We start from the raw sequence: 17,503 nt of genomic DNA, 5'->3' as shown, positions 1-17,503 counted from the left end.
CCGGAGGCCCCATGGTGAAGCCGCTGATGGACGACGATCTCAACCGCCGCCTCGTGGCGCTGCTCCAGCTGGAGGGGCGCATGAGCCACGCGGAGCTGGCGGAACGCCTCGGGGTGAGCCGGCCCACCATCATCGACCGGGTGAAGCGGCTGGAGGCCGACGGGGTCCTCAGCGGCTACACCGCAAGGGTCTCCCCGGCGGCGGTGAACAAGCCCACCGTGGCGTTCGTGGCCGTGCGGTACAAGGACAACAACGAGGCCATCGAGCAGCGCTTCATCAAGGCCCTCGAGGACGAGCCGGACATCCTGGAGGCCCACACCATCGCCGGGGAGGACGCCCTGCTGCTGAAGGTGGTGGCCGACACCCCCGCGGGCATCGCCGAGCGGCTGCGGCGCATCCGGGCCCTGGGCCCCATGGTGACCACCCGCACCACCATGGTGCTGGAGACCCACTGGGAGAAGGCCGGTCCGAGCCCCTTCCCCGTGGAGGGCCCGGGCAAGAAGGTCCGCAAGTGATCGCGGCGACGCCGGAACCCCCGTACTACGCCGTCATCTTCACCAGCCAGCGGACCGCGGGCGACCGGGGCTACGCCGCCATGGCGGAGCGCATGGTGGCGCTGGCCCGCCAGCAGCCCGGGTTCCTCGGTGTGGAGAGCGTTCGCGATGCGGAGGGCTTCGGCATCACCGTGTCGTACTGGCGGGACGAGGCCAGCATCGCCGCCTGGAAGGCCCACGCGGAACACGCCGTGGCGCAGCGCCTCGGCCGCGAGCGGTGGTACGGGGCCTTCGGCCTGCGGGTCTGCCGCGTGGAGCGCGCCGCCCTCCCGGAGGCCCGCGGATGATGGGCTGGCTGGCCTACTTCACCGTGGCCCTGGTGTGGGGCTCCACCTACTTCGCCATCGCCGTGGGGGTGGAATCGTTCACGCCCTATGGCCTGGTGGCCGTCCGCTTCACGCTCGCCTCGGTGCTGGCCCTGGGCCTGGGGCGCCTGCGCCGCGAGCCCTGGCCGCCGGCCCGGGAAGTGGGCCACATCGTCTTCGTCGGTGCCCTGCTGCTGGGGGTGTCCAATGCCATGGTGTCCTGGGCGGAGCTGACGGTGCCCTCCGGCGTCACGGCCGTGCTGGCGGCCCTCGTGCCCCTGTGGCTGGCCTTCTTCTCCATGGGGAAGGAACCCTTGGGACCCAAAGGCTGGGCCGGCCTGGGCCTGGGCCTGGCGGGGGTCGTGGTGCTGGTGTGGCCCGCAGGCACCCTGCGCATCGACCCCAGGGGCCTGGTCGTCATGATCCTGGGGTCGGTCATCTGGTCCTGGGGCACGCTGCACGGCAAGCGCTTCGTCCACGGCGGCGGCCTGCTCACCAACGGGGGCCTCCAGATGGCCACGGCGGCCGTCATGGGCTGGGCCGTGGCGCCCCTGACGGGCGGCTACCTGCGGGCCCCGCTGCGGCCCCAGGCCGTGCTGGCGGCGGGCTACCTGGCCCTGTTCGGGTCGGTGCTCGCCTACAGCGCCTACATCTACCTGGCCAAGGCCTGGCCCCCGGCGAAGATGGGCACCTACGCCTACCTGAACCCGCTGGTGGCGGTGCTGCTGGGCACCCTGGTCCTGAAGGAGCCCTTCGGCGTCCGCGGCCTGGTCGGCATGCTCATCATCCTGTCGGCGGTGGCCCTCGTGCAGCTCCGGCCGGCCGCCGCCCTCCCCGACTCCCAACCGGAGGTGTCATGACCACCGCCCTGCTGCTCATCGATGTCCAGAAGGCCTGGGACGATCCCAGCTGGGGTGTCCGCAGCACCCCCGGGGCCGAGGCCAACGTGGCGCGGCTGCTGGCGGGCTTCCGCGCCGCGGGCCGTCCCGTGCTGCACGTGCGCCACGCCTCGGCGAACCCCGCCTCCCCGCTGCATCCCGATCAGCCCGGCCACGGCTTCAAGCCCGAGGCCGCACCCCGGCCCGGCGAGCCGGTCTTCACCAAGTCGGTGCACGCCGCCTTCCTGGGCACGGGCCTGGAGGACCACCTCCGCGCCCACGGGATCACGGGCCTCGTCATCGCGGGCATCACCACGCACCTCTGCGTGTCGAGCACCGCGCGCCTGGGCGCCAACCTGGGCTTCGCCGTCACCGTGGTCTCCGACGCCAGCTCGGCGCTGTCGCTGGACGACGGCGAGGGCGGCCGCATCCCCGCCGAGACCGCCCACCGCGTGGCCCTGGCCGAGCTGCGGGGCCAGTTCGCCGCGGTGCAGACCACGGACGAGGTGCTGGCCGGGCTCTAGGGTCTGTTTTCAAAGTGGATGTGAGCCGCGACGTCGGCCAGCCGCGCCCATGGCGAGGCGGCGGCCGATGGGCGATGCGGGACATCGTTCGAGGCCGCCAACACAGCCAGGGGTGCGGCTGGCCCCGTCCCGGAGGGCAAGGGGCGGCGCCCGGCGCGATACTGCGTTGAGCTCCTCGTCAATAGTGCCGCTATTGCCATCGTCGCTCTCCTTGTCTCGCTTGGGCGGCGCCCCTTGCGCGGCCGCACCCCACTTTGAAAACAGACCCTAGACGGAATCGCCCCCGCGCATCAGCCGCCACGCGGCGAGCGCCAGGACCAGCACGGCGGCGCCGGCCAGCCAGGGCATCCAGGGGCGGGCCCGGTCGCCGGAGGCCACGCGACGGGGCAGGCCGTCCGGATCGGGCCCTTCGGGGCCGAGCGCCAGGGGCTCGGCGGCCAGGAGGAGGCGGCTGGAGGGCAGGGCGCCCAGGTCGCCCGGCGCGGGCCGGGCCTCGCCGCCGAGGTGGAGGGCGTAGGCCTGGCCCGCTTCCGCCGGGAAGAGCAGCACCTGGCGGCGGATCCGGACCACCGCCGATTCGGGCCGGGCGCCCGCCGGCAGGCGGAGGGTCACCCGGCGGGCGAGGGTGGGCGGCAGGGAGAGGCGGGTGGCCGAGGAGCCCAGGGCCGGCAGGTTCCAGACCGGTTCGGGCAGGGATTCGAAGGCGCCGTCGTCCAGGGCCGCCTCGAGGCGAAGGGGCGCGGCGGGCGGGGTCAGCGTGAGGTCCAGGCCCACGACGCGGTCCGCCTGGGGCAGGGTGAGCCGCCACTCCCGGGCCCGGTCGGGCACCGGCTCCAGGGCGGTCATCAGGGCCTGTTCCGGCGCCAGGGCCGCCGGCCCCGTCTCCGCGGAGACGCGCAGGCCCCTGATCCGGGGCGCCCGGCCCTGGTCCGCGCGGAGGGCGATCCGGTAGCGCTCCCCGTCCCAGGGAAGGTCCAGATGGGCCCGGCGGCTCGAGGGCGCGAGGTCGTAGAGGTGCGCGGAGGGCGGGGCGTCGAAGGCGAGGAAGGCGCCGCCCGGGCGCTGCCGCGCGGCCTCCACGGTGGCCACCCAGGGGGCGTCGCCTTCCAGGTCGAGGTCGAGGCGCAGCTTCGCCCGCTCGCCCACCCGCCAGCCCTCGGGCAGCTTCACGCCGAATTCCGCGCTGGGGCGTCCCCGGCCATCGGTGCCCAGGACCGGGTGGTCCAGGTCCAGGGGCTGGGGTGCCCAGAGGCCCTCGCGGGCCACGAGGAAGGGCACGCTGCGGCCGGCGGGGTCGGAGATCCACAGGCCCTTCGTCTCCGCCTGGGCGGCGGCATCCAGCGGCAGGCGGGCCCAGCCGCTGGCGGTGGGGGCCGCGATGGCGCGGCGGCGGAGGCCGGTGGCGTCCTCCTTCGCGCAGGCCAGGGTCAGGAGGACCAGGAGGGGGGCGAGGCGGGCCGGCTTCATGGGTGGGCCTCCGGACGGTGGCGACGCGCCAGGGTGGCCGCGGTCATGCCGATGGCGCCCACGCCCAGGAAGGCCAGGGCCCGCAGGGGCGTGTCGGCGGTGGCCAGGTCGGCCAGGAGCAGCTTGAGGGCGGCGATCCCCATCCAGGCATAGCCCGCGGCCAGCAGGGCCTTCCGCGGGCCCCCCTCGAGGCCGAGGCCGCGCATCCACTGCCAGGCGCCGGAGAGGGCCCAGACCAGGGTGACGGTGATGGAGGCCGCGCGGGTGGCGATCCAGGCCCCCTGGTGCGGATCCGGCGCCTGCAGCCAGTGGACGAGGCGGGCCGCCTCCACGGCCACGGTGACGTTCGCCGTGACCTCCAGGGCCAGGAAGGCCAGCAGGCGCGTCAGGCCGTCCCGGTCCCGCACCAGGAGCGTCCAGGCCACCGCGGCGAGGGCCCCCTCGGCGAAGGCGGCCCGGAGGAAGGGCAGGCCCGTGCGCCAGGGCTCGAAGGCCCCGTCGAGGCCGTGGAAGGCCCAGCGCCCCGTGGCCAGGAGGGCCATGCCCAGGGCCAGGCGGCGCAGGGCGGCGGCCTCCTCCGAGCCGGCCTCGCCACTCCGGTGGGCGGCCCAGGCCAGGGCCAGGGCGAAGGCGCCCCAGAGCGGTCCGACCCAGCGCCAGGCCAGCGCCACGGGCACGGCCAGGGCCAGGTGCCCCGCGGCGAGGGCCAGCAGGGGGAAGTCGGCGGAGCGCCCGCCGAGGCGGCGCCGCGCCGGCTTCACCAGGGCCAGGTTCCAGGCGGCGGCGGCCAGCACGGGGCCGGCGTACAGCTCCGGGGCCCAGTCCAGGCGCTTCCACACCAGCCAGCCGAAGGCGGTGGCGAGGATGGAGGCCGTCAGCCAGAGGGTGGCCGGCGTGCCCGGGCGCTCCTCCGCGCCGGGCAGCCAGGCCCACAGGCCCGCCAGGGCCAGGTGGAGCAGCAGCAGGAGCCCGACGAGGGGCAGGTCGGCCCGCGTCGCCTCCGCGCAGGCGGGGAGGAGGAGGAGCCAGGTGCCGAGGAGGGCCGTCCACCGCGCCCCGATCCAGGCCCCGCCCGTGCGGGCCAGGTAGGGCACGGCCAGGGTGGCGGCCATGAGGACGGCGAGGTAGACCGCCAGGGCCACCTCGTGGTGGCCGCCCTGGCTGAAGGCGAGGGGGGCCGCCAGGCCCGAGGCCAGGGCCACGGTCAGGGCGCCGCCGCTGCGGATCCGGGCGGCCAGGCCTCCGGCCAGCAGGGTGAGCACGGCCGCGGCCGCCAGGCCCAGGACCGGGTCGAAGAAGTGGTAGCTGAAGGCACCGGCCCGGAAGGTGAACTGGAGGCTGCCCAGCCCCGCCAGCAGCAGGGCCACGCCCAGGCGCCGGTTCGCGCCGAGCGCGAGCCGCGCGGCGAAGGCCGTCAGCCCGCCGCCGACGAGGAGGCCGAGCGCGAAGCGCAGCTCCGGGCCCATCCAGCCCTGCTGCACGGCCCAGCGGAAGAAGAACACGGCCCCGGCCAGGAAGAGCACGGCCCCGATGCCCGCGATCCAGACCACGGGCGAGACCTCCCGGCCGGGCCGGACCGGAGCCGGCGGCGCGGCCGCAGGCCGGGGGTGCGGAGCCGGCAGAGGGGCCGCGGGCCGGGGCGCCTGCCCCTGCTGGAGCAGCCAGGCCACCTGGGCCTCCAGGCGCGCCACGCGCTGGGCCAGGTCATCGGGGACCGGGGATCCGGGTTCCATGGGTTCTCCATACGGAAGCGTATGGCATCATCCAGCCCTGCCTCCCGTCCTGTCAAGGCCAGACTGGTCGCGGAAGATCAGCCCACGACGCGGTTCCGTCCCTCGGCCTTGGCCTTGTAGAGGTTGCGGTCGGCCCGGGCCAGCAGGGCCTCGGCGCTGTCCTCGCCGCCGTTCCAGGTGGCCAGGCCGATGCTGAGGGTCACGCGTCCCGACTCGGGCAGGCCGGGGATGGGCTCGGCGGCGACCTGCTCGCGGAGCCGTTCCGCCAGCGCCCGGGCGCCCTCCAGGTCGGTCTGGGGGCAGTAGGCCAGGAACTCCTCGCCGCCGATGCGGCCCAGCTGGTCGACCTTGCGGAGGCCGAAGGCCATGCGCTGGGCCACGACGCTCAGCACCTGGTCGCCGGTGGCGTGGCCGTAGCGGTCGTTCACGGTCTTGAAGTGGTCGAGGTCGACGACCATGACGGACAGGGGCTGGCCAAAGCGCCCGCACTGGTCCAGCTCCACGCCCAGCATGTCGAGGATGTGGCGGCGGTTGTAGAGGCCCGTCAGGGGATCCCGGATGGCCTGGTGGTAGAGGCGGAGCCGGGAGTCCTCCAGGCTCAGGAGCCGGCCCAGCTCCTCGGCGGCGATCTCGAAGAGGCGCTCGTACTCCTCGGCGGCCCGCCGCTCGGCCAGCACGCCCACGGCGCCCGTCACGGGGTAGCCGGGCATGGCGGTGGAGAGCACCACCCGCACCGGGTCGCGCAGGCTCCGGCGGCGCTCTTCGGGATCGCTGGCGGGATGCCAGTGGCATTCCAGGGGGGCGGGGAGGCCGAGGCGCTGGGCCAGTTCCGATTCCAGGGAGGCGCGGTCCTGCTCGCTGGTGGAGGCGCCGTGGACCCCGGCGGACCAGGCACCGTCCTCGCCCAGGTAGGCCACCGCCAGGGCGCCCGGCAGCACCAGCTCCTGGAGGATCTCGATGAAGCCCTGGATGAGCTTGGTGGTGTCGTGCTCCACGGTGTAGAGCCGGCCGATGGAATCCCGCATGGCGGTCTCCACCAGCCGCTGCTCCAGGGCCTGGGCCAGCTGGCGCTGGATGGCGTCGACCCCGAAGTTCTCCTGCGCCAGGCGCGGCACCTGGTGGCCGCGTCGCGGGCGCCCGGTCTGCTGGGACAGGGCGGAGGCCACCTCCACCACGTGATCCAGGTCGCGGCCCTTCACCAGGAAGCGGTCCGCCCCGCAGGTCTTCGCCCAGAAGCGCGCCAGGCCGCCGCCCTGGGCGGTCAGCAGCAGCACAGGCAGGTGGCGGGTGGCCCGGTCGTCCTTGAGGAGCCGGCAGAGCTGGTACCCATCCAGGAGGGGCATGACGCAGTCGCTGACGACCACGTCGGGGAATTCCGTGGCCAGCACCAGCAGGGCCTCGGCCCCGTTCCGGGCTTCGAGGGTGTGGTGGCCATGGCGCTGGAACAGGTGCCGGAGCAGGCTCAGCTGGATGGGGTTGTCATCCACCAGCAGGACCTGGAGCGGGCGGGGGCTGGCGGCGGGCGAGGCGTTCATAGGATCCACTTATCGAAGAAACAGGACCGGAACCTGAAATCCGGGGCTGCCCCATGGGATGCTGGAGCAGGGACGAACCCTCCATCTTGGCTGAATATCCGGATTATATCGATCACGAATGGACGCGCCCCTCCTTCTTTCCCTCGCCCGGGCCTGGATGGCCCAGCGCCCGGATCTGCCGGTGGAAGCCGTGTGGGCCTCGGGGCGGGCCCTGGGCCTGCGCTGGGCCGGCCGACGGGCCGCCGAGGGCTGGGTGCTCCTGCTCCAGCCGAAACCCGAGTTGTGGCTCCTGGAAGCTTCGGACGAGGCCTGGCAGCGGCTCCAGGCCGAGGCCGCCAAGGACAGCCCCCGGCTCTGGGGCCCGTGGTTCAGCGGCGCGCGCCTGAAGGCCGTGGAGGGCGATCCCCGGGAACGCTGGCTGGGCCTCGTGTTCCAGCGCAGGGCCATCACCGGCCGCCTCGAGACCCTGCGCCTGGCCTTCCAGGCCATCCCCGGCCGGGCGGGCCTCCGGGTGGACGGCCTGGACCTCCAGGCACCCCGTCTCGGCCTGGGCGCGCCCTTCCCGGCCACGCCGCCGGAGCCCGCCGAGGATCCACCGCCCTTCCGCCGGTGGCAGGAGCGCTGGGGCGAGTCCCTGGCGGCGGCCCTGGCCGGGGAGATCCCGGAGGTGCTGGAGGGCGAGGGCGGCCTCCTGGACCGGCACCGGGCCTGGTCCCGCGCCCGGGCGGAGGCGCTGGTGCTGGGGCCCGCCCGGGCCGCGGCCGAACGGAAGCTCCAGGCCGAGGCCGCCCGCATGGACCGGCTGGCGGCGGCCCTGGTCCGGGATCGCGTCCGCCACGGGGCCACCCTGCCCCTCAAGGCCCAGGCCGCGCGGCTCTCGGCGGAACTCTACCGCCTGAAGGGGGCCACCCGCGAGGCGGTGCTGCTGGACGGCACGCGGATCGTCCTGCCCGAGGGGAAGACCGCCGAGGCGGCGGTCCAGGCCTGGTTCGCCGCCGCCAAGAAGGCGGAGCGTGGCCTGGCCCGGGTGGCGGAGCTGGAGGCCGAGCTGGCCCGGGAGCGGGCGGCCTGGGACCGCCGGCGGGAGGCGGGGCCCCTTGCGCCGGAGGCGGCCCCTGCGCGACAACCGAAGGCGGAACGGACCAGGAAGGAGACCCGGCGCATGGACGAGCAGGCCGCGAAGCGGAAGGACGGGAAGGGCATGGCCTTCCGCAGCGTCATGGTGGATGGCTTCGAGGTGCTGATCGGGAAGGGCGATGCCGAGAACGACCAGCTCACCTTCAAGGTGGCGGACAACCTGGATTTCTGGCTCCACGTGGCGAACCTGCCCGGCAGCCACGTCGTCATCCGCAACCCGGACAAGCTGAGCGAATTGCCGCGCCACGTCCTGGAGCGCGCCGCCGAGCTGGCGGCCTACCACAGCAAGGCCCGGGACGGCGGCAAGGTGGAGGTCCACCTCGCCCGCATCGCCGACATCAGCAAGCCCCGCGGCTTCGCCCCCGGCAAGGTCATCCTCAAAAAGTGGGTCGGCCTCCGCGTCTATCCCAAACCGTAGCCTCAATCGGAGACGGGGCGGAGAAGGGCGAGCGGTGTCTCGCGTATCGCCGCAGGCGATGCCGAGAGGAAGTGGGTTGGCCTCCGCGTCTATCCCAAGCCCTGGGCCGGGCGCAGCCGGGGCCTAGTCCGCCTTCACGGCGAAGGGCTTGAAGCCGGCCTTCTTGAGCTTCTCGGCGGTCCTGTCCATGGCGGCGCGGTCCGTGGCCTTGGACAGGCGCACCTTCACCTGCCCCTTCTCCTTCACGGTGAGGGTGGCGAACCCCGCGGCCTTGGCCCGGTCGGCCACCCGCCTGGCCTCGGCGGCGTCGGGGGTGGCCACGAGCTGGAGGGTCCAGTGGCCGGCGGCCGGCGCGGGCGCGGCGGAGGCATCCTTGGCCACGGGTGCGGGCGCGGTGGCGTCCACCCGCGGGGCGGGCACCAGCTTGTCGGGGCCGTCGCCCTCGAAGACCTTCAGCTGGTCCACGAGCGGCTCGGGCAGGTCGCGCAGGTCCTCTTCGCCGGTGCGGACGGCGGGCCGGCGAAGGGCCGCGCTCTGCTTGCCCACCTGCACCCCCATCACGAAGGCGAGGGTCAGGAGGCCCACGCCCACACCCGCCACCCAGAGGATGGACTGGCTGGTGATGCTGATCTGGTCGCGGGAGTTCATGGGGCTACAGCCTAACGTCTTCGAAGCGGGCAGCGTACTGCGGTCCGAAGCTGGTGGGGGAGGTCACCACCACTCGCCCCGCGGGCTCCAGCAGGGCCGCGGCCAGGAGGGCTCCCCCGGCGCCGGCGAACTCGCCCCACAGGAGCTTGGGATGGACGGGCCCGGGCCAGTCGGAATGCCTCCGCCGGAGCGAGGCCTCGGAAGGGTCGAGGCGCGGGGAGCCGCTGCTCCCGCCGATCCAGCGGTCCGGGGGGACTCCCGGCAGGACCGCCGCGGCCGCCTCGGCCAGGGCCTCGGCCCGGGCCGCGGGCGTGTTCGCCAGGGCCGGGGCGCTCGCCAGGGCGGCCAGGGTGGCGCGGATGCGGGCGCCCCGGGCCTCGGCGTGTTCCCGGGTCTCCAGCACGAAGGCCTGCGACCCCTCGCCCGGCAGGAAGCCGCGTCCCGATCCGGCCACAGGGTCGCCGTGCCGGGCCAGCAGCCGCGACGCCCGGGCGATCTCCAGCAGCAGGGGGAAGAGCCCGTCCGTCCCCAGCACCAGGACAGCCTCCGCCATCCCGGCGCGCAGCCACCGGGCGCCTTGTTCCAGGGCCGCGAAGGTGGCGGACTCCCATTCCAGGAAGGTGGCGCTGGGGCCTTTGAGGCCGAAGGCCAGGGCCAGGTGGCCGCTGGCGGCGTTGGCCACGCTGTTGGGGAAGAGCATGGGCGAGGCGGCCTCGGGGCCCCGCTGGAGGTAGGGGCGGAGGAAGCCCTCGGTGGCTTCGCTGCCGCCGGTGAGCGTGCCCGCGGCCACGGCGATGCGCTCGCCCAGGGGGCGGGGGTCCAGCGCCGCGTCCGCGAAGGCCTGGTGGGCCGCCCCCCAGGCGAACCGGGAGCAGCGGTCCAGGCGGCGGAGCTGCATGGGGGGGATGATCCCGGCGGGACTGAAGCCCGTGCAGGCCGCGCCCCGGCCGCGGCCCAGGGCCTCGGGCAGGTCGGCGAAGCAGGGCGTCCCGGCCCGCAGGCCCGCCCGGGCGGTGTCGATCCCGTCGCCGCAGGGCAGCACCAGCCCGAGGCCCGTGAGGACGAGGTCGCCGCTCATCGTCCCTCCCATCGCCGGAGCGCCAGGCTCACGTTGTTCCCGCCGAAGGCGAAGGCGTTGACCAGGGCGGCCCGGATCGTTCGTTCCCTCGCCACCAGCGGGGTGCAGTCCAGGTCGCAGTCGGGATCGGGCTCGGTCAGGCGCAGGGTGGGGCTCACGACCTGGTCCCGCAGGGCCAGGACCGCGGTGGCGGCGCCGAAGGCCCCGGCGGCACCCAGGGTGTGGCCGAACTGGCTCTTGGAGCTGGTGACGGACACGCGGTCGGCGGCGCTTCCCAGGGCCCGGCGGATGGCCCTGCACTCCGCGCCGTCATTGGCGGGCGTGGCCGTGCCATGGGCGCTGACCAGATCCACTTCGGCGGACGCCAGGCCGGCGACGCGCAGGGCCATGGCCAGGGCCCGGGCGGCGCCCTCGCCCTCCGGATGCGGGGCCGTGGGGTGGTGGGCATCCATGCTCGCGCCGTACCCCAGCACCTCGGCGAGGATCACGGCGCCCCGGGCCCGGGCGCGGTCGAGGGGCTCGAGCAGGAGCTGCACGGCGCCCTCGCCGAGGTTCAGGCCCGCGCGGTCGCGGCTGAAGGGGCGGCACCTGGCGGCGTCCACCGCCTTCAGGCTCGAGAAGCCGGCGTAGGTGGCGATGCAGAGGGTCTCCGCGCCGCCCGCCACCGCCAGGTCCAGCTCGCCGGCGGCGATGCGCTCCCAGGCCTGGCCCAGGGCCAGCAGGCTGGAGGAGCAGGCGTTCATCACCGTGGCCCGGGGGCCCCGGGCGCCGAGGCGGCGGGCCAGGGCGTCCGTGACGCTGCAGGAGCTCTGGGAGGCGGCCTCCGTGGCGGGGTGGGGCCGGCCGGCCAGGCGGGCGCCGAGGTAGGCCTCCGCCGCCGGCAGGCCCGCGGTGCCGGCCCCCTGGAAGACGCCGATGCGGCGGGGATCGCCGGAAGGGGCGAGGCCGTCCAGGGCCTCCTCCAGGGCGCGGAGGTCCATGGCCTCGCAGCGGGTCCCGTGCCGCCGGGCGGTCAGGGGCACCTCCCCGGCGATCTGGGCGGGTTCCAGGGGCAGGTCGAGGCCCGTGAGGGGGCCCAGGCCGTCCCGGCCTGCGAGCATGGCGGACCAGGTGCCCTCCCGGTCCAGGGCCAGGGAGGACACGAGGCCCAGGCCGGTGATGGCCACGCGGATCCGGCCGGCCGGGACGGGGCTCACGGCCGCTTGACCATGAGGCTGGCGCCGCAGATCTCGCGGCCCTCGCAGGTGACGGTGCCCCGCACCTTCATCAGCCCCCCGAAGGCCCCCTCGGGCGCCACCTCCAGGCGCAGGCGGTCGCCGGGAAGGACCGGCGCCTCGAAGCGGGCGTCCTGGATCCCGGCCAGGAACATGGCGCGGCCGTGCAGGGTGTCGGCCTCCAGGAACCCGGCGGTCTGGGCCAGCATCTCCAGCAGCAGCGTGTCCGGCACCACGGGGCGGCCCGGGAGGGGGGTCGCCCCGGCCGTCACCAGCTTCTCGGCCACCACGCGGACCCCGGGTTCGCGCGCGAGGATCCGGTCCACCAGCAGGAAGGGATGGCGGTGGGGCAGGTGGCCGGGGATGTCGGTCATGGCGACTCAGGCCTTGCGGTGCTCGGCGATGAAGGCCGTGAGGGCCTCGACCGAGCGGAAGGCCTTCGTGCCCGAGGCCTCGTCCTCGATCTTCACGCCGAAAACCTGCTCGATGCCCAGGACCAGCTCCAGGGCGTCGATGGAATCCAGCCCCAGCCCCTCCCCGAAGAGGGGGGCCCCGTCCTCGATCTGGTCGGGCGTCATCCCCTCCAGCTTCAGCCGGTCGATGATCATCTCTTTGACGCGCAGCTTCAGGTCGCTCATGGAATTCCCGGCAGGTTGGTGGAACCCCCGATTCTATCCGGAAGCTTGTGATTTAGGCACGGACCGCCACAAGCCAAAGGGCGCTAAGCTGATCGTTCGCGGATCCCTCCGCCCGAGTGCGCCATGGCCAACCCCGCATCGCCCTTCCTGCCGGTCCTGATCTTGTTCCTGGTCGCTGCCGTCACCGCGGCCGCCATCCTGATCCTTTCCGGCAAGCTGCTGAACTTCCTGAAGCCCAGGAACCCCCAGGCCGCCAAGCTCACGCCCTACGAGTGCGGCGTGCCCCCCCTGCAGACGGGGGCGCGGCACAAGTACTCCGTGAAGTTCTACCTCACGGCCATGCTCTTCATCCTGTTCGACGTGGAAGCGGCCTTCCTGCTGCCCTGGGCCGTGAACTACAAGCACGCCCTCTGGACCTTCTGGGCCATGCTGAGCTTCATGGCCACCCTGCTCGTGGGCTTCATCTACGCCTGGGGCAAGGGCGCCTTCGAGTGGGAGCGCTGAGATGGCCGAACCGACCCTCAATGATGCCGTGCTGACCACCCGCCTGGATGCGGTGGTCAACTGGGGCCGCAAGAACAGCCTCTGGCCCATGCCCTTCGGCACCGCCTGCTGCGCCATCGAGTTCATGAGCATGATGGCCTCCAAGTACGACCTGAGCCGCTTCGGCGCCGAGGCCATGCGTTTCAGCCCCCGCCAGAGCGACATGCTGCTCATCCTGGGCACCGTCACCAACAAGATGGCTCCGGTGCTGCGCACCATCTACGCCCAGATGGCCGAGCCCAAGTGGGTGATCTCCGTGGGTGTCTGCGCCAGCTCGGGCGGCATGTACCGCACCTACGCCACCCTCCAGGGCGTGGACCGCATCATCCCCGTGGACGTCTACGTTCCCGGCTGCCCGCCGCGGCCCGAGAGCATGATCTACGGCGTGATGAAGCTGCAGGAGAAGATCGAGAAGGAATCCCTCTCCATGCGCAAGGACCACATCGCCCGCTTCTACGAAAGCCTGGCCCGCCAGGAGGCCCGCCAGGCGGAGAAGGGGCTCACGGGCCAGCAGGCCATCCGCGAGATGCTGATGGATGCCGCTGAACGTGGCGCGGGCACGATCTTCTAGGCGGGGGCATGGACATGGTGATCGAGCACATTGACGCGCAGCTGCCGGGCGTGGTCGTGGACCGCCACGCCTTCCGCGGAGACCAGACCATCGTGGTGGCGAAGGAGCGGTTCCTGGAGGTGGTGGACCTCCTCCATCGCGAGGGCTTTCAGCTGCTGGTGGACCTCACGGCGGTGGATTGGCCCGAGCGGGAGCTCGACGGGAAACCCGTGCGCTTCGACGTGGTCTACCACTGGCTCAACCTGGCCAGCCAGGAGCGGCTGCGCGTGAAGGTGCCCGTGGCCGACGGCGAGGCCGTGCCCAGCCTGGTGAGCCGGTTCAAGACCGCGGACTGGTTCGAGCGGGAGGTCTTCGATCTCTTCGGCATCCGCTTCGAAGGCCATCCCAACCTGGAGCGCCTGCTCACCTGGGAGGACTTCCCGGGCCACGCGCTGCGCAAGGACTTCCCCCTGGATGGCGGGGACCCCTTCTGCATGGAAGGCTGCACCGCCCCCTACAACAACGGCGAACGGAACTAGGCGGCCCTCATGGAATCCATCGCCCTTTCCAGGCAGCAGCTCGACGGCGATCGCATGATCGTCAACATGGGGCCCTCGCACCCCACCACCCACGGCACGCTCCACATCGTCCTGGAGCTCGAGGGCGAGACCATCGTCAAGGCCAGCCCCCGGATGGGCTACCTCCACCGCGGCGTGGAGAAGCTGGGCGAGAACCTCAGCTACCAGCAGTTCATCCCACTCACGGACCGCCTCAACTACTGCAGCTCCATCATGAACAACGTGGGCTACGCCTGCGCGGTCGAGAAGCTGCTGGGCATCGAGATCCCGAGGCGGGCCCAGCAGATCCGCGTGCTGGTGTCGGAGATTGCCCGCATCGCCGACCACATCGTGTGCGTGGGCGTGAACGCGGTGGACATCGGGGCCTTCACGGCCTTCCTCTACCTCTTCAAGCAGCGCGAGACGGCCTACGACCTCTTCGAGATGGCCGCCGGCCAGCGCCTGCACACGAGCTTCACCCGCATCGGCGGCCTCTTCCGGGACATCCCCGAGGCCTTCGTGCCCCTCGCCGAGCGCTTCCTCGTGGAGTGCGAGGCCGCGGTGGACGAGTGCGAGCGCCTGCTCACCCACAACCCCATCTGGTACAACCGGACGAAGGGCGTGGGGGCCATCACCGCCGAGGAGGCCATCAACTGGGGCTACACGGGCCCCTGCCTCCGCGCCGCCGGCGTGCCCCAGGACCTGCGCAAGGCCCAGCCCTACCTGGGATACGAGACCTATGACTTCGACGTGCCCGTGGGCACCACGGGCGACGTGTTCGACCGCTACCTGGTCCGCGTGGAGGAGATGCGCCAGAGCCTGCGCATCATCCGGCAGGTGCTGGACCGCCTCGAGCCCGGCCCCATCATCGTGGACGACTACAAGGTGGCCCTGCCGCCCAAGGAGAAGGTCTACACGCGGATGGAGAGCCTCATCCACCACTTCAAGCTCATCATGCACGGCATGGAGATGCCCGTGGGCGAGGTCTACAGCGCCACCGAGGCGGCCAACGGCGAGCTGGGCTTCTACCTCGTCAGCGACGGCGGCAAGAACCCCTACCGCATCCGGGTCCGTCCCCCCTGCCTGCCCATCTACAGCAGCTTCGACACCCAGGTGAAGGGCTGCCTCATCGCCGACGCCGTCGCCGTCCTCGGCGCGATGAACGTGATTGCGGGCGAGCTCGACCGCTGACGCGCCGAGGACGGCATGCGGGCGAAGCCCGCGGCCGGACCCGGGGGCATGAGGCCGAAGCAGGAGCGGAGGCCGACCGTGCGCGAAGCGCATGACCCCGGAGGGGCGAGGCCCAGGATGGGCCGAGTGAGCGTCATCGCGGGCGAGCTCGACCGCTGAGGTTCCGGACCAGCCGGCGATTCGGCTCCCGGCTATCAGGAGGCCCCACCTGGGGCCTCCTTCCCGTTTCGCCCTCCGGCTCAACGGAGCCAGGACATCGCCGACGCCGTCGCCGTCCTCGGCGCGATGAGGACGAGCGGAGCGAGTCCCACGGTGCCGCAGGCACCGCCCGGAGGGCGAGGCGCGAAGCGCCGAGTGAGCGTCATCGCGGGCGAGCTCGACCGCTGAGGCCCCTCAGCCCTCGAGCTCCGCCAGTTGGGCGCGGTGGTCGTCCCGCAGCCGTTCCAGGAGGGTGAGCAGCTGTTCCCGCTCGGCGGGGGAGAGGGCGCGGTCCACCCGACCGCCCACATCCTGGTGGCGGGTCCGGAGGCGGGCCTCGAGGGCGAGGCCCTTCGGGGTGATCTGCACCCGGCTGCCCCGGCGGTCGGTGGGGTTCTCGCAGCGCTTGACCAGGCCCCGGGCCTCCAGGCGGTTCACCAGGCGCGGCACATCGGCGAAGCGGAAGATCATGCGGCAGCGGAGGTCCTTCACCAGGTAGCCGTCCCTGGGGCCGCCCTTGAGGATCCGCAGCACGTTGAACTGCTGGTCGGAGATGCCCTCCGGCTCGAAGACCCCCTTGTCCAGGAGGCGGGTCAAGTATTCCCGCCCCAGCAGGAGGGCCAGGGCCACCTCCTGGCCCGGCTCGAAGGGCTTGGTGATCTGGAGTTCCTCTCGAAGGTGCATGGTCCCGCTCCGACCCGACCAGGGTCGCACGGATTTCCCAAAAAAGGTGTTGCAACTTGTTAAAACCGGCCTAGACTTCATTGCATGGTGAAACACCTAATCCCTGGAGGAACCATGCGTCACCCCTTCCGCGTTCTCCTGGCCGCCCTCGCGCTGGCGGCCCTTCCGGCCTCCGCCCAGGATGTCTACAAGATCGACCCCGTCCACAGCCAGGTGGGCTTCCAGATCCGCCACTTCGTCTCCAAGGTCAGCGGCCGGTTCTCGAAGTTCTCGGGGGAGATCCGGGTGGACACCAAGGACATCACCAAGTCCACGGTAGAGGTCACCATCGAGGCGGCCAGCATCAACACCGACAACGAAACCCGGGACAAGCACCTGAAGAGCCCCGACTTCTTCGACGTGGCGAAGTTCCCCACCATCACCTTCAAGAGCACGGCCGTGAAGGAAGTGGCCAAGGGCAAGCTGGAGATCACGGGTGACTTCACCCTGCACGGCGTCACCAAGCAGATCACCTTCCCCATCACCAACGCAGGCACCGCCAAGGGCATGCAGCCCGGCAGCGTGGTGGCCGGGTTCACGGACGGCGCGCTCACCATCAACCGCAACGACTACGGCATCAAGACTTTCCCCGGCGTGCTGGGCGACGATGTGGCGATCTCCCTGGACGTCGAGGCCGACAAGGTCTCCAAGTAGAGGGGGCGGCCATGAGCGAGGAATATCCCAGGATCGCGGCCAAGGCCCCGGCGGTGCTGGACCTGGAGCCGGGCACCTACTGGTGGTGCGCCTGCGGGCTGAGCTCGAAGCAGCCCTTCTGCGATGGCGCCCACAAGGTCTGCGACCTCCGGCCCATGAAGGTGGAGATCGCTGAACCCGGCAAGAAGGCCCTCTGCCAGTGCAAGCACACCAAAACGCCTCCCTTCTGCGACGGGAGCCACTGCAACCTCTGAGGCGGGCATTCTCAAGCCGTCAGGGCGCTGTCCGGAGATCCTGGACGTGATGGGGGGCACGGGGTTTACCCGGGCCCCCTGTCTGCGTTTCGGGCTAAACTGGCCCCTCATGCGAGCGCGCCCATGAACCATCCCCAGTCCCCCGAGACCTCCCCGGAACCCCTGGCCCCGGGACAGCGCCTGCCGGAGAGCGAGCGGAAGGAATTCAGTCCGGAGGCCCTGGCCGAGATCCAGGCCATCATGGCGAAGTATCCGGACAAGCTGGCGGCCACCTTGCCCGCCCTGCACATCGCCCAGCGGGAATTCGGCTTCGTGAGCCTCTCGGCCATGAAGGCCGTGGCCCGGGCCATCGGCATTCCGGAAGGGCACGTCTTCGGCGTGGCGACCTTCTACACGATGTACCAGAAGGCCCCCGTGGGTAAGTTCCACCTGCAGGTCTGCACCAACATCAGCTGCGCCCTGCGCGGCGCCGCGCAGCTGCTGGAGAAGGTCTGCGAGAAGACCGGCGTGCAGCCTGGCCACGGACCCAGTCCCGACGGGATGTGGAGCGTGGAGGAGGTGGAGTGCCTCGCCGGTTGCGGTGTGGGCCCCTGCGTCCAGGTGAACCATGACGTTTACGACGAGCTGGTGGACGAGAAGAAGCTCATCGAGGTGATGGAAGCCTGCAAGCGCGGCGACTACCGGCCCTGGGCCCACTGAGCGGA

General features: G+C 72.5%; 21 protein-coding genes. 12 read left to right on the top strand and 9 right to left on the bottom strand.

Annotation, left to right across the window (positions count from 1 at the left end):
• Positions 1-11: 11 nt before the first annotated feature.
• Genes QSJ33_RS05980 through QSJ33_RS05965 form a run of 4 tightly spaced genes read left to right on the top strand, consistent with a single transcriptional unit; the run spans position 12 to position 2,261 of the window.
• Positions 12-515: an Lrp/AsnC family transcriptional regulator gene (locus tag QSJ33_RS05980; RefSeq protein ID WP_285723653.1), complete on the top strand. Its 504-nt coding sequence runs from the start codon at positions 12-14 to the stop codon at positions 513-515.
• Entirely contained in the window at positions 512-841 is a 330-nt protein-coding gene (locus QSJ33_RS05975) for an antibiotic biosynthesis monooxygenase family protein (RefSeq protein ID WP_285723652.1), read from the top strand. Before QSJ33_RS05980 ends, QSJ33_RS05975 begins: the two co-directional genes overlap by 4 nt.
• On the top strand, positions 838-1,719 hold the full coding sequence (locus tag QSJ33_RS05970; RefSeq protein WP_285723651.1) for an EamA family transporter: 882 nt from the start codon (positions 838-840) through the stop codon (positions 1,717-1,719). Before QSJ33_RS05975 ends, QSJ33_RS05970 begins: the two co-directional genes overlap by 4 nt.
• The gene (locus QSJ33_RS05965) at positions 1,716-2,261 is read left to right on the top strand and encodes a cysteine hydrolase family protein (RefSeq protein ID WP_285723650.1); all 546 of its coding nucleotides are present in this window, start codon (positions 1,716-1,718) and stop codon (positions 2,259-2,261) included. Before QSJ33_RS05970 ends, QSJ33_RS05965 begins: the two co-directional genes overlap by 4 nt.
• Positions 2,262-2,528: 267 nt before the next feature.
• Here the strand turns inward: QSJ33_RS05965 and QSJ33_RS05960 are convergent, their stop codons facing one another.
• The 3 genes from QSJ33_RS05960 to QSJ33_RS05950 all read right to left on the bottom strand — a co-directional run bounded on the left by QSJ33_RS05960 (position 2,529) and on the right by QSJ33_RS05950 (position 6,996).
• The gene (locus QSJ33_RS05960; RefSeq protein WP_285723649.1) at positions 2,529-3,728 is read right to left on the bottom strand and encodes a hypothetical protein; all 1,200 of its coding nucleotides are present in this window, start codon (positions 3,726-3,728) and stop codon (positions 2,529-2,531) included.
• Positions 3,725-5,461, bottom strand: coding sequence for a DUF2339 domain-containing protein (locus QSJ33_RS05955; RefSeq protein WP_285723648.1), 1,737 nt, complete (start codon positions 5,459-5,461; stop codon positions 3,725-3,727). The genes QSJ33_RS05960 and QSJ33_RS05955 overlap by 4 nt, the downstream gene beginning before the upstream one ends.
• A gap of 77 nt (positions 5,462-5,538) precedes the next feature.
• Entirely contained in the window at positions 5,539-6,996 is a 1,458-nt protein-coding gene (locus QSJ33_RS05950) for a GGDEF domain-containing response regulator (protein ID WP_285723647.1), read from the bottom strand.
• A gap of 118 nt (positions 6,997-7,114) precedes the next feature.
• Between QSJ33_RS05950 and QSJ33_RS05945 the strand changes: the two genes are divergently transcribed.
• Positions 7,115-8,551 (top strand): NFACT RNA binding domain-containing protein, encoded by a 1,437-nt coding sequence (locus QSJ33_RS05945; RefSeq protein ID WP_285723646.1) that lies wholly within the window; start codon positions 7,115-7,117, stop codon positions 8,549-8,551.
• Positions 8,552-8,674: 123 nt separating this feature from the next.
• Here QSJ33_RS05945 and QSJ33_RS05940 read toward each other — a convergent pair whose 3' ends face one another.
• The 5 genes from QSJ33_RS05940 to QSJ33_RS05920 are packed head-to-tail and all read right to left on the bottom strand — an operon-like array spanning position 8,675 to position 12,129.
• Positions 8,675-9,199 carry an SPOR domain-containing protein gene (locus QSJ33_RS05940; RefSeq protein WP_285723645.1) on the bottom strand — a complete coding sequence of 175 codons (525 nt, stop codon included), beginning with the start codon at positions 9,197-9,199 and terminating at the stop codon, positions 8,675-8,677.
• A 4-nt stretch (positions 9,200-9,203) separates the two neighbouring features.
• Positions 9,204-10,277, bottom strand: coding sequence for a beta-ketoacyl synthase N-terminal-like domain-containing protein (locus QSJ33_RS05935; RefSeq protein WP_285723644.1), 1,074 nt, complete (start codon positions 10,275-10,277; stop codon positions 9,204-9,206).
• Positions 10,274-11,473 (bottom strand): beta-ketoacyl-[acyl-carrier-protein] synthase family protein, encoded by a 1,200-nt coding sequence (locus QSJ33_RS05930; protein WP_285723643.1) that lies wholly within the window; start codon positions 11,471-11,473, stop codon positions 10,274-10,276. The genes QSJ33_RS05935 and QSJ33_RS05930 overlap by 4 nt, the downstream gene beginning before the upstream one ends.
• Positions 11,470-11,865, bottom strand: coding sequence for a 3-hydroxyacyl-ACP dehydratase FabZ family protein (locus QSJ33_RS05925; protein WP_285723642.1), 396 nt, complete (start codon positions 11,863-11,865; stop codon positions 11,470-11,472). Before QSJ33_RS05925 ends, QSJ33_RS05930 begins: the two co-directional genes overlap by 4 nt.
• A 6-nt stretch (positions 11,866-11,871) precedes the next feature.
• Complete coding sequence (locus QSJ33_RS05920; RefSeq protein ID WP_285723641.1) at positions 11,872-12,129, bottom strand: phosphopantetheine-binding protein; 258 nt, start codon at positions 12,127-12,129, stop codon at positions 11,872-11,874.
• Between the two features lie 123 nt (positions 12,130-12,252).
• On the opposite strand from QSJ33_RS05920, the gene QSJ33_RS05915 reads away from it, so the two are divergent.
• From QSJ33_RS05915 to nuoD, 4 genes are read left to right on the top strand one after another with little or no spacing between them, the layout of a single operon-like run.
• Positions 12,253-12,633, top strand: a complete 381-nt coding sequence (locus QSJ33_RS05915) for an NADH-quinone oxidoreductase subunit A (protein WP_285723640.1) — start codon at positions 12,253-12,255, stop codon at positions 12,631-12,633.
• Between the two features lies 1 nt (position 12,634).
• On the top strand, positions 12,635-13,243 hold the full coding sequence (locus QSJ33_RS05910; RefSeq protein WP_309564088.1) for an NADH-quinone oxidoreductase subunit B: 609 nt from the start codon (positions 12,635-12,637) through the stop codon (positions 13,241-13,243).
• Between the two features lie 8 nt (positions 13,244-13,251).
• Positions 13,252-13,761, top strand: coding sequence for an NADH-quinone oxidoreductase subunit C (locus QSJ33_RS05905; protein ID WP_285723639.1), 510 nt, complete (start codon positions 13,252-13,254; stop codon positions 13,759-13,761).
• A 54-nt stretch (positions 13,762-13,815) separates the two neighbouring features.
• Complete coding sequence (nuoD, locus tag QSJ33_RS05900; protein WP_420801382.1) at positions 13,816-14,970, top strand: NADH dehydrogenase (quinone) subunit D; 1,155 nt, start codon at positions 13,816-13,818, stop codon at positions 14,968-14,970.
• 393 nt (positions 14,971-15,363) lie between these two features.
• Here nuoD and QSJ33_RS05895 read toward each other — a convergent pair whose 3' ends face one another.
• Entirely contained in the window at positions 15,364-15,852 is a 489-nt protein-coding gene (locus QSJ33_RS05895; RefSeq protein WP_285723637.1) for a MarR family winged helix-turn-helix transcriptional regulator, read from the bottom strand.
• A gap of 114 nt (positions 15,853-15,966) precedes the next feature.
• Here QSJ33_RS05895 and QSJ33_RS05890 point away from each other — a divergent pair, with 114 nt between their 5' ends.
• The 3 genes from QSJ33_RS05890 (at position 15,967) to QSJ33_RS05880 (ending at position 17,498) form a co-directional block, all read left to right on the top strand.
• On the top strand, positions 15,967-16,545 hold the full coding sequence (locus QSJ33_RS05890) for a YceI family protein (protein WP_285723636.1): 579 nt from the start codon (positions 15,967-15,969) through the stop codon (positions 16,543-16,545).
• Between the two features lie 11 nt (positions 16,546-16,556).
• Entirely contained in the window at positions 16,557-16,799 is a 243-nt protein-coding gene (locus QSJ33_RS05885) for a CDGSH iron-sulfur domain-containing protein (protein ID WP_285723635.1), read from the top strand.
• A gap of 123 nt (positions 16,800-16,922) precedes the next feature.
• Positions 16,923-17,498 carry an NADH-quinone oxidoreductase subunit NuoE family protein gene (locus tag QSJ33_RS05880; protein ID WP_285723634.1) on the top strand — a complete coding sequence of 192 codons (576 nt, stop codon included), beginning with the start codon at positions 16,923-16,925 and terminating at the stop codon, positions 17,496-17,498.
• Positions 17,499-17,503: the final 5 nt, after the last annotated feature.

This window comes from Geothrix rubra (assembly GCF_030268065.1).
In the GTDB taxonomy this organism is placed as follows: Bacteria; Acidobacteriota; Holophagae; order Holophagales; family Holophagaceae; genus Geothrix; species Geothrix rubra.
This window is presented reverse-complemented; position numbering and strand designations above follow the sequence as displayed.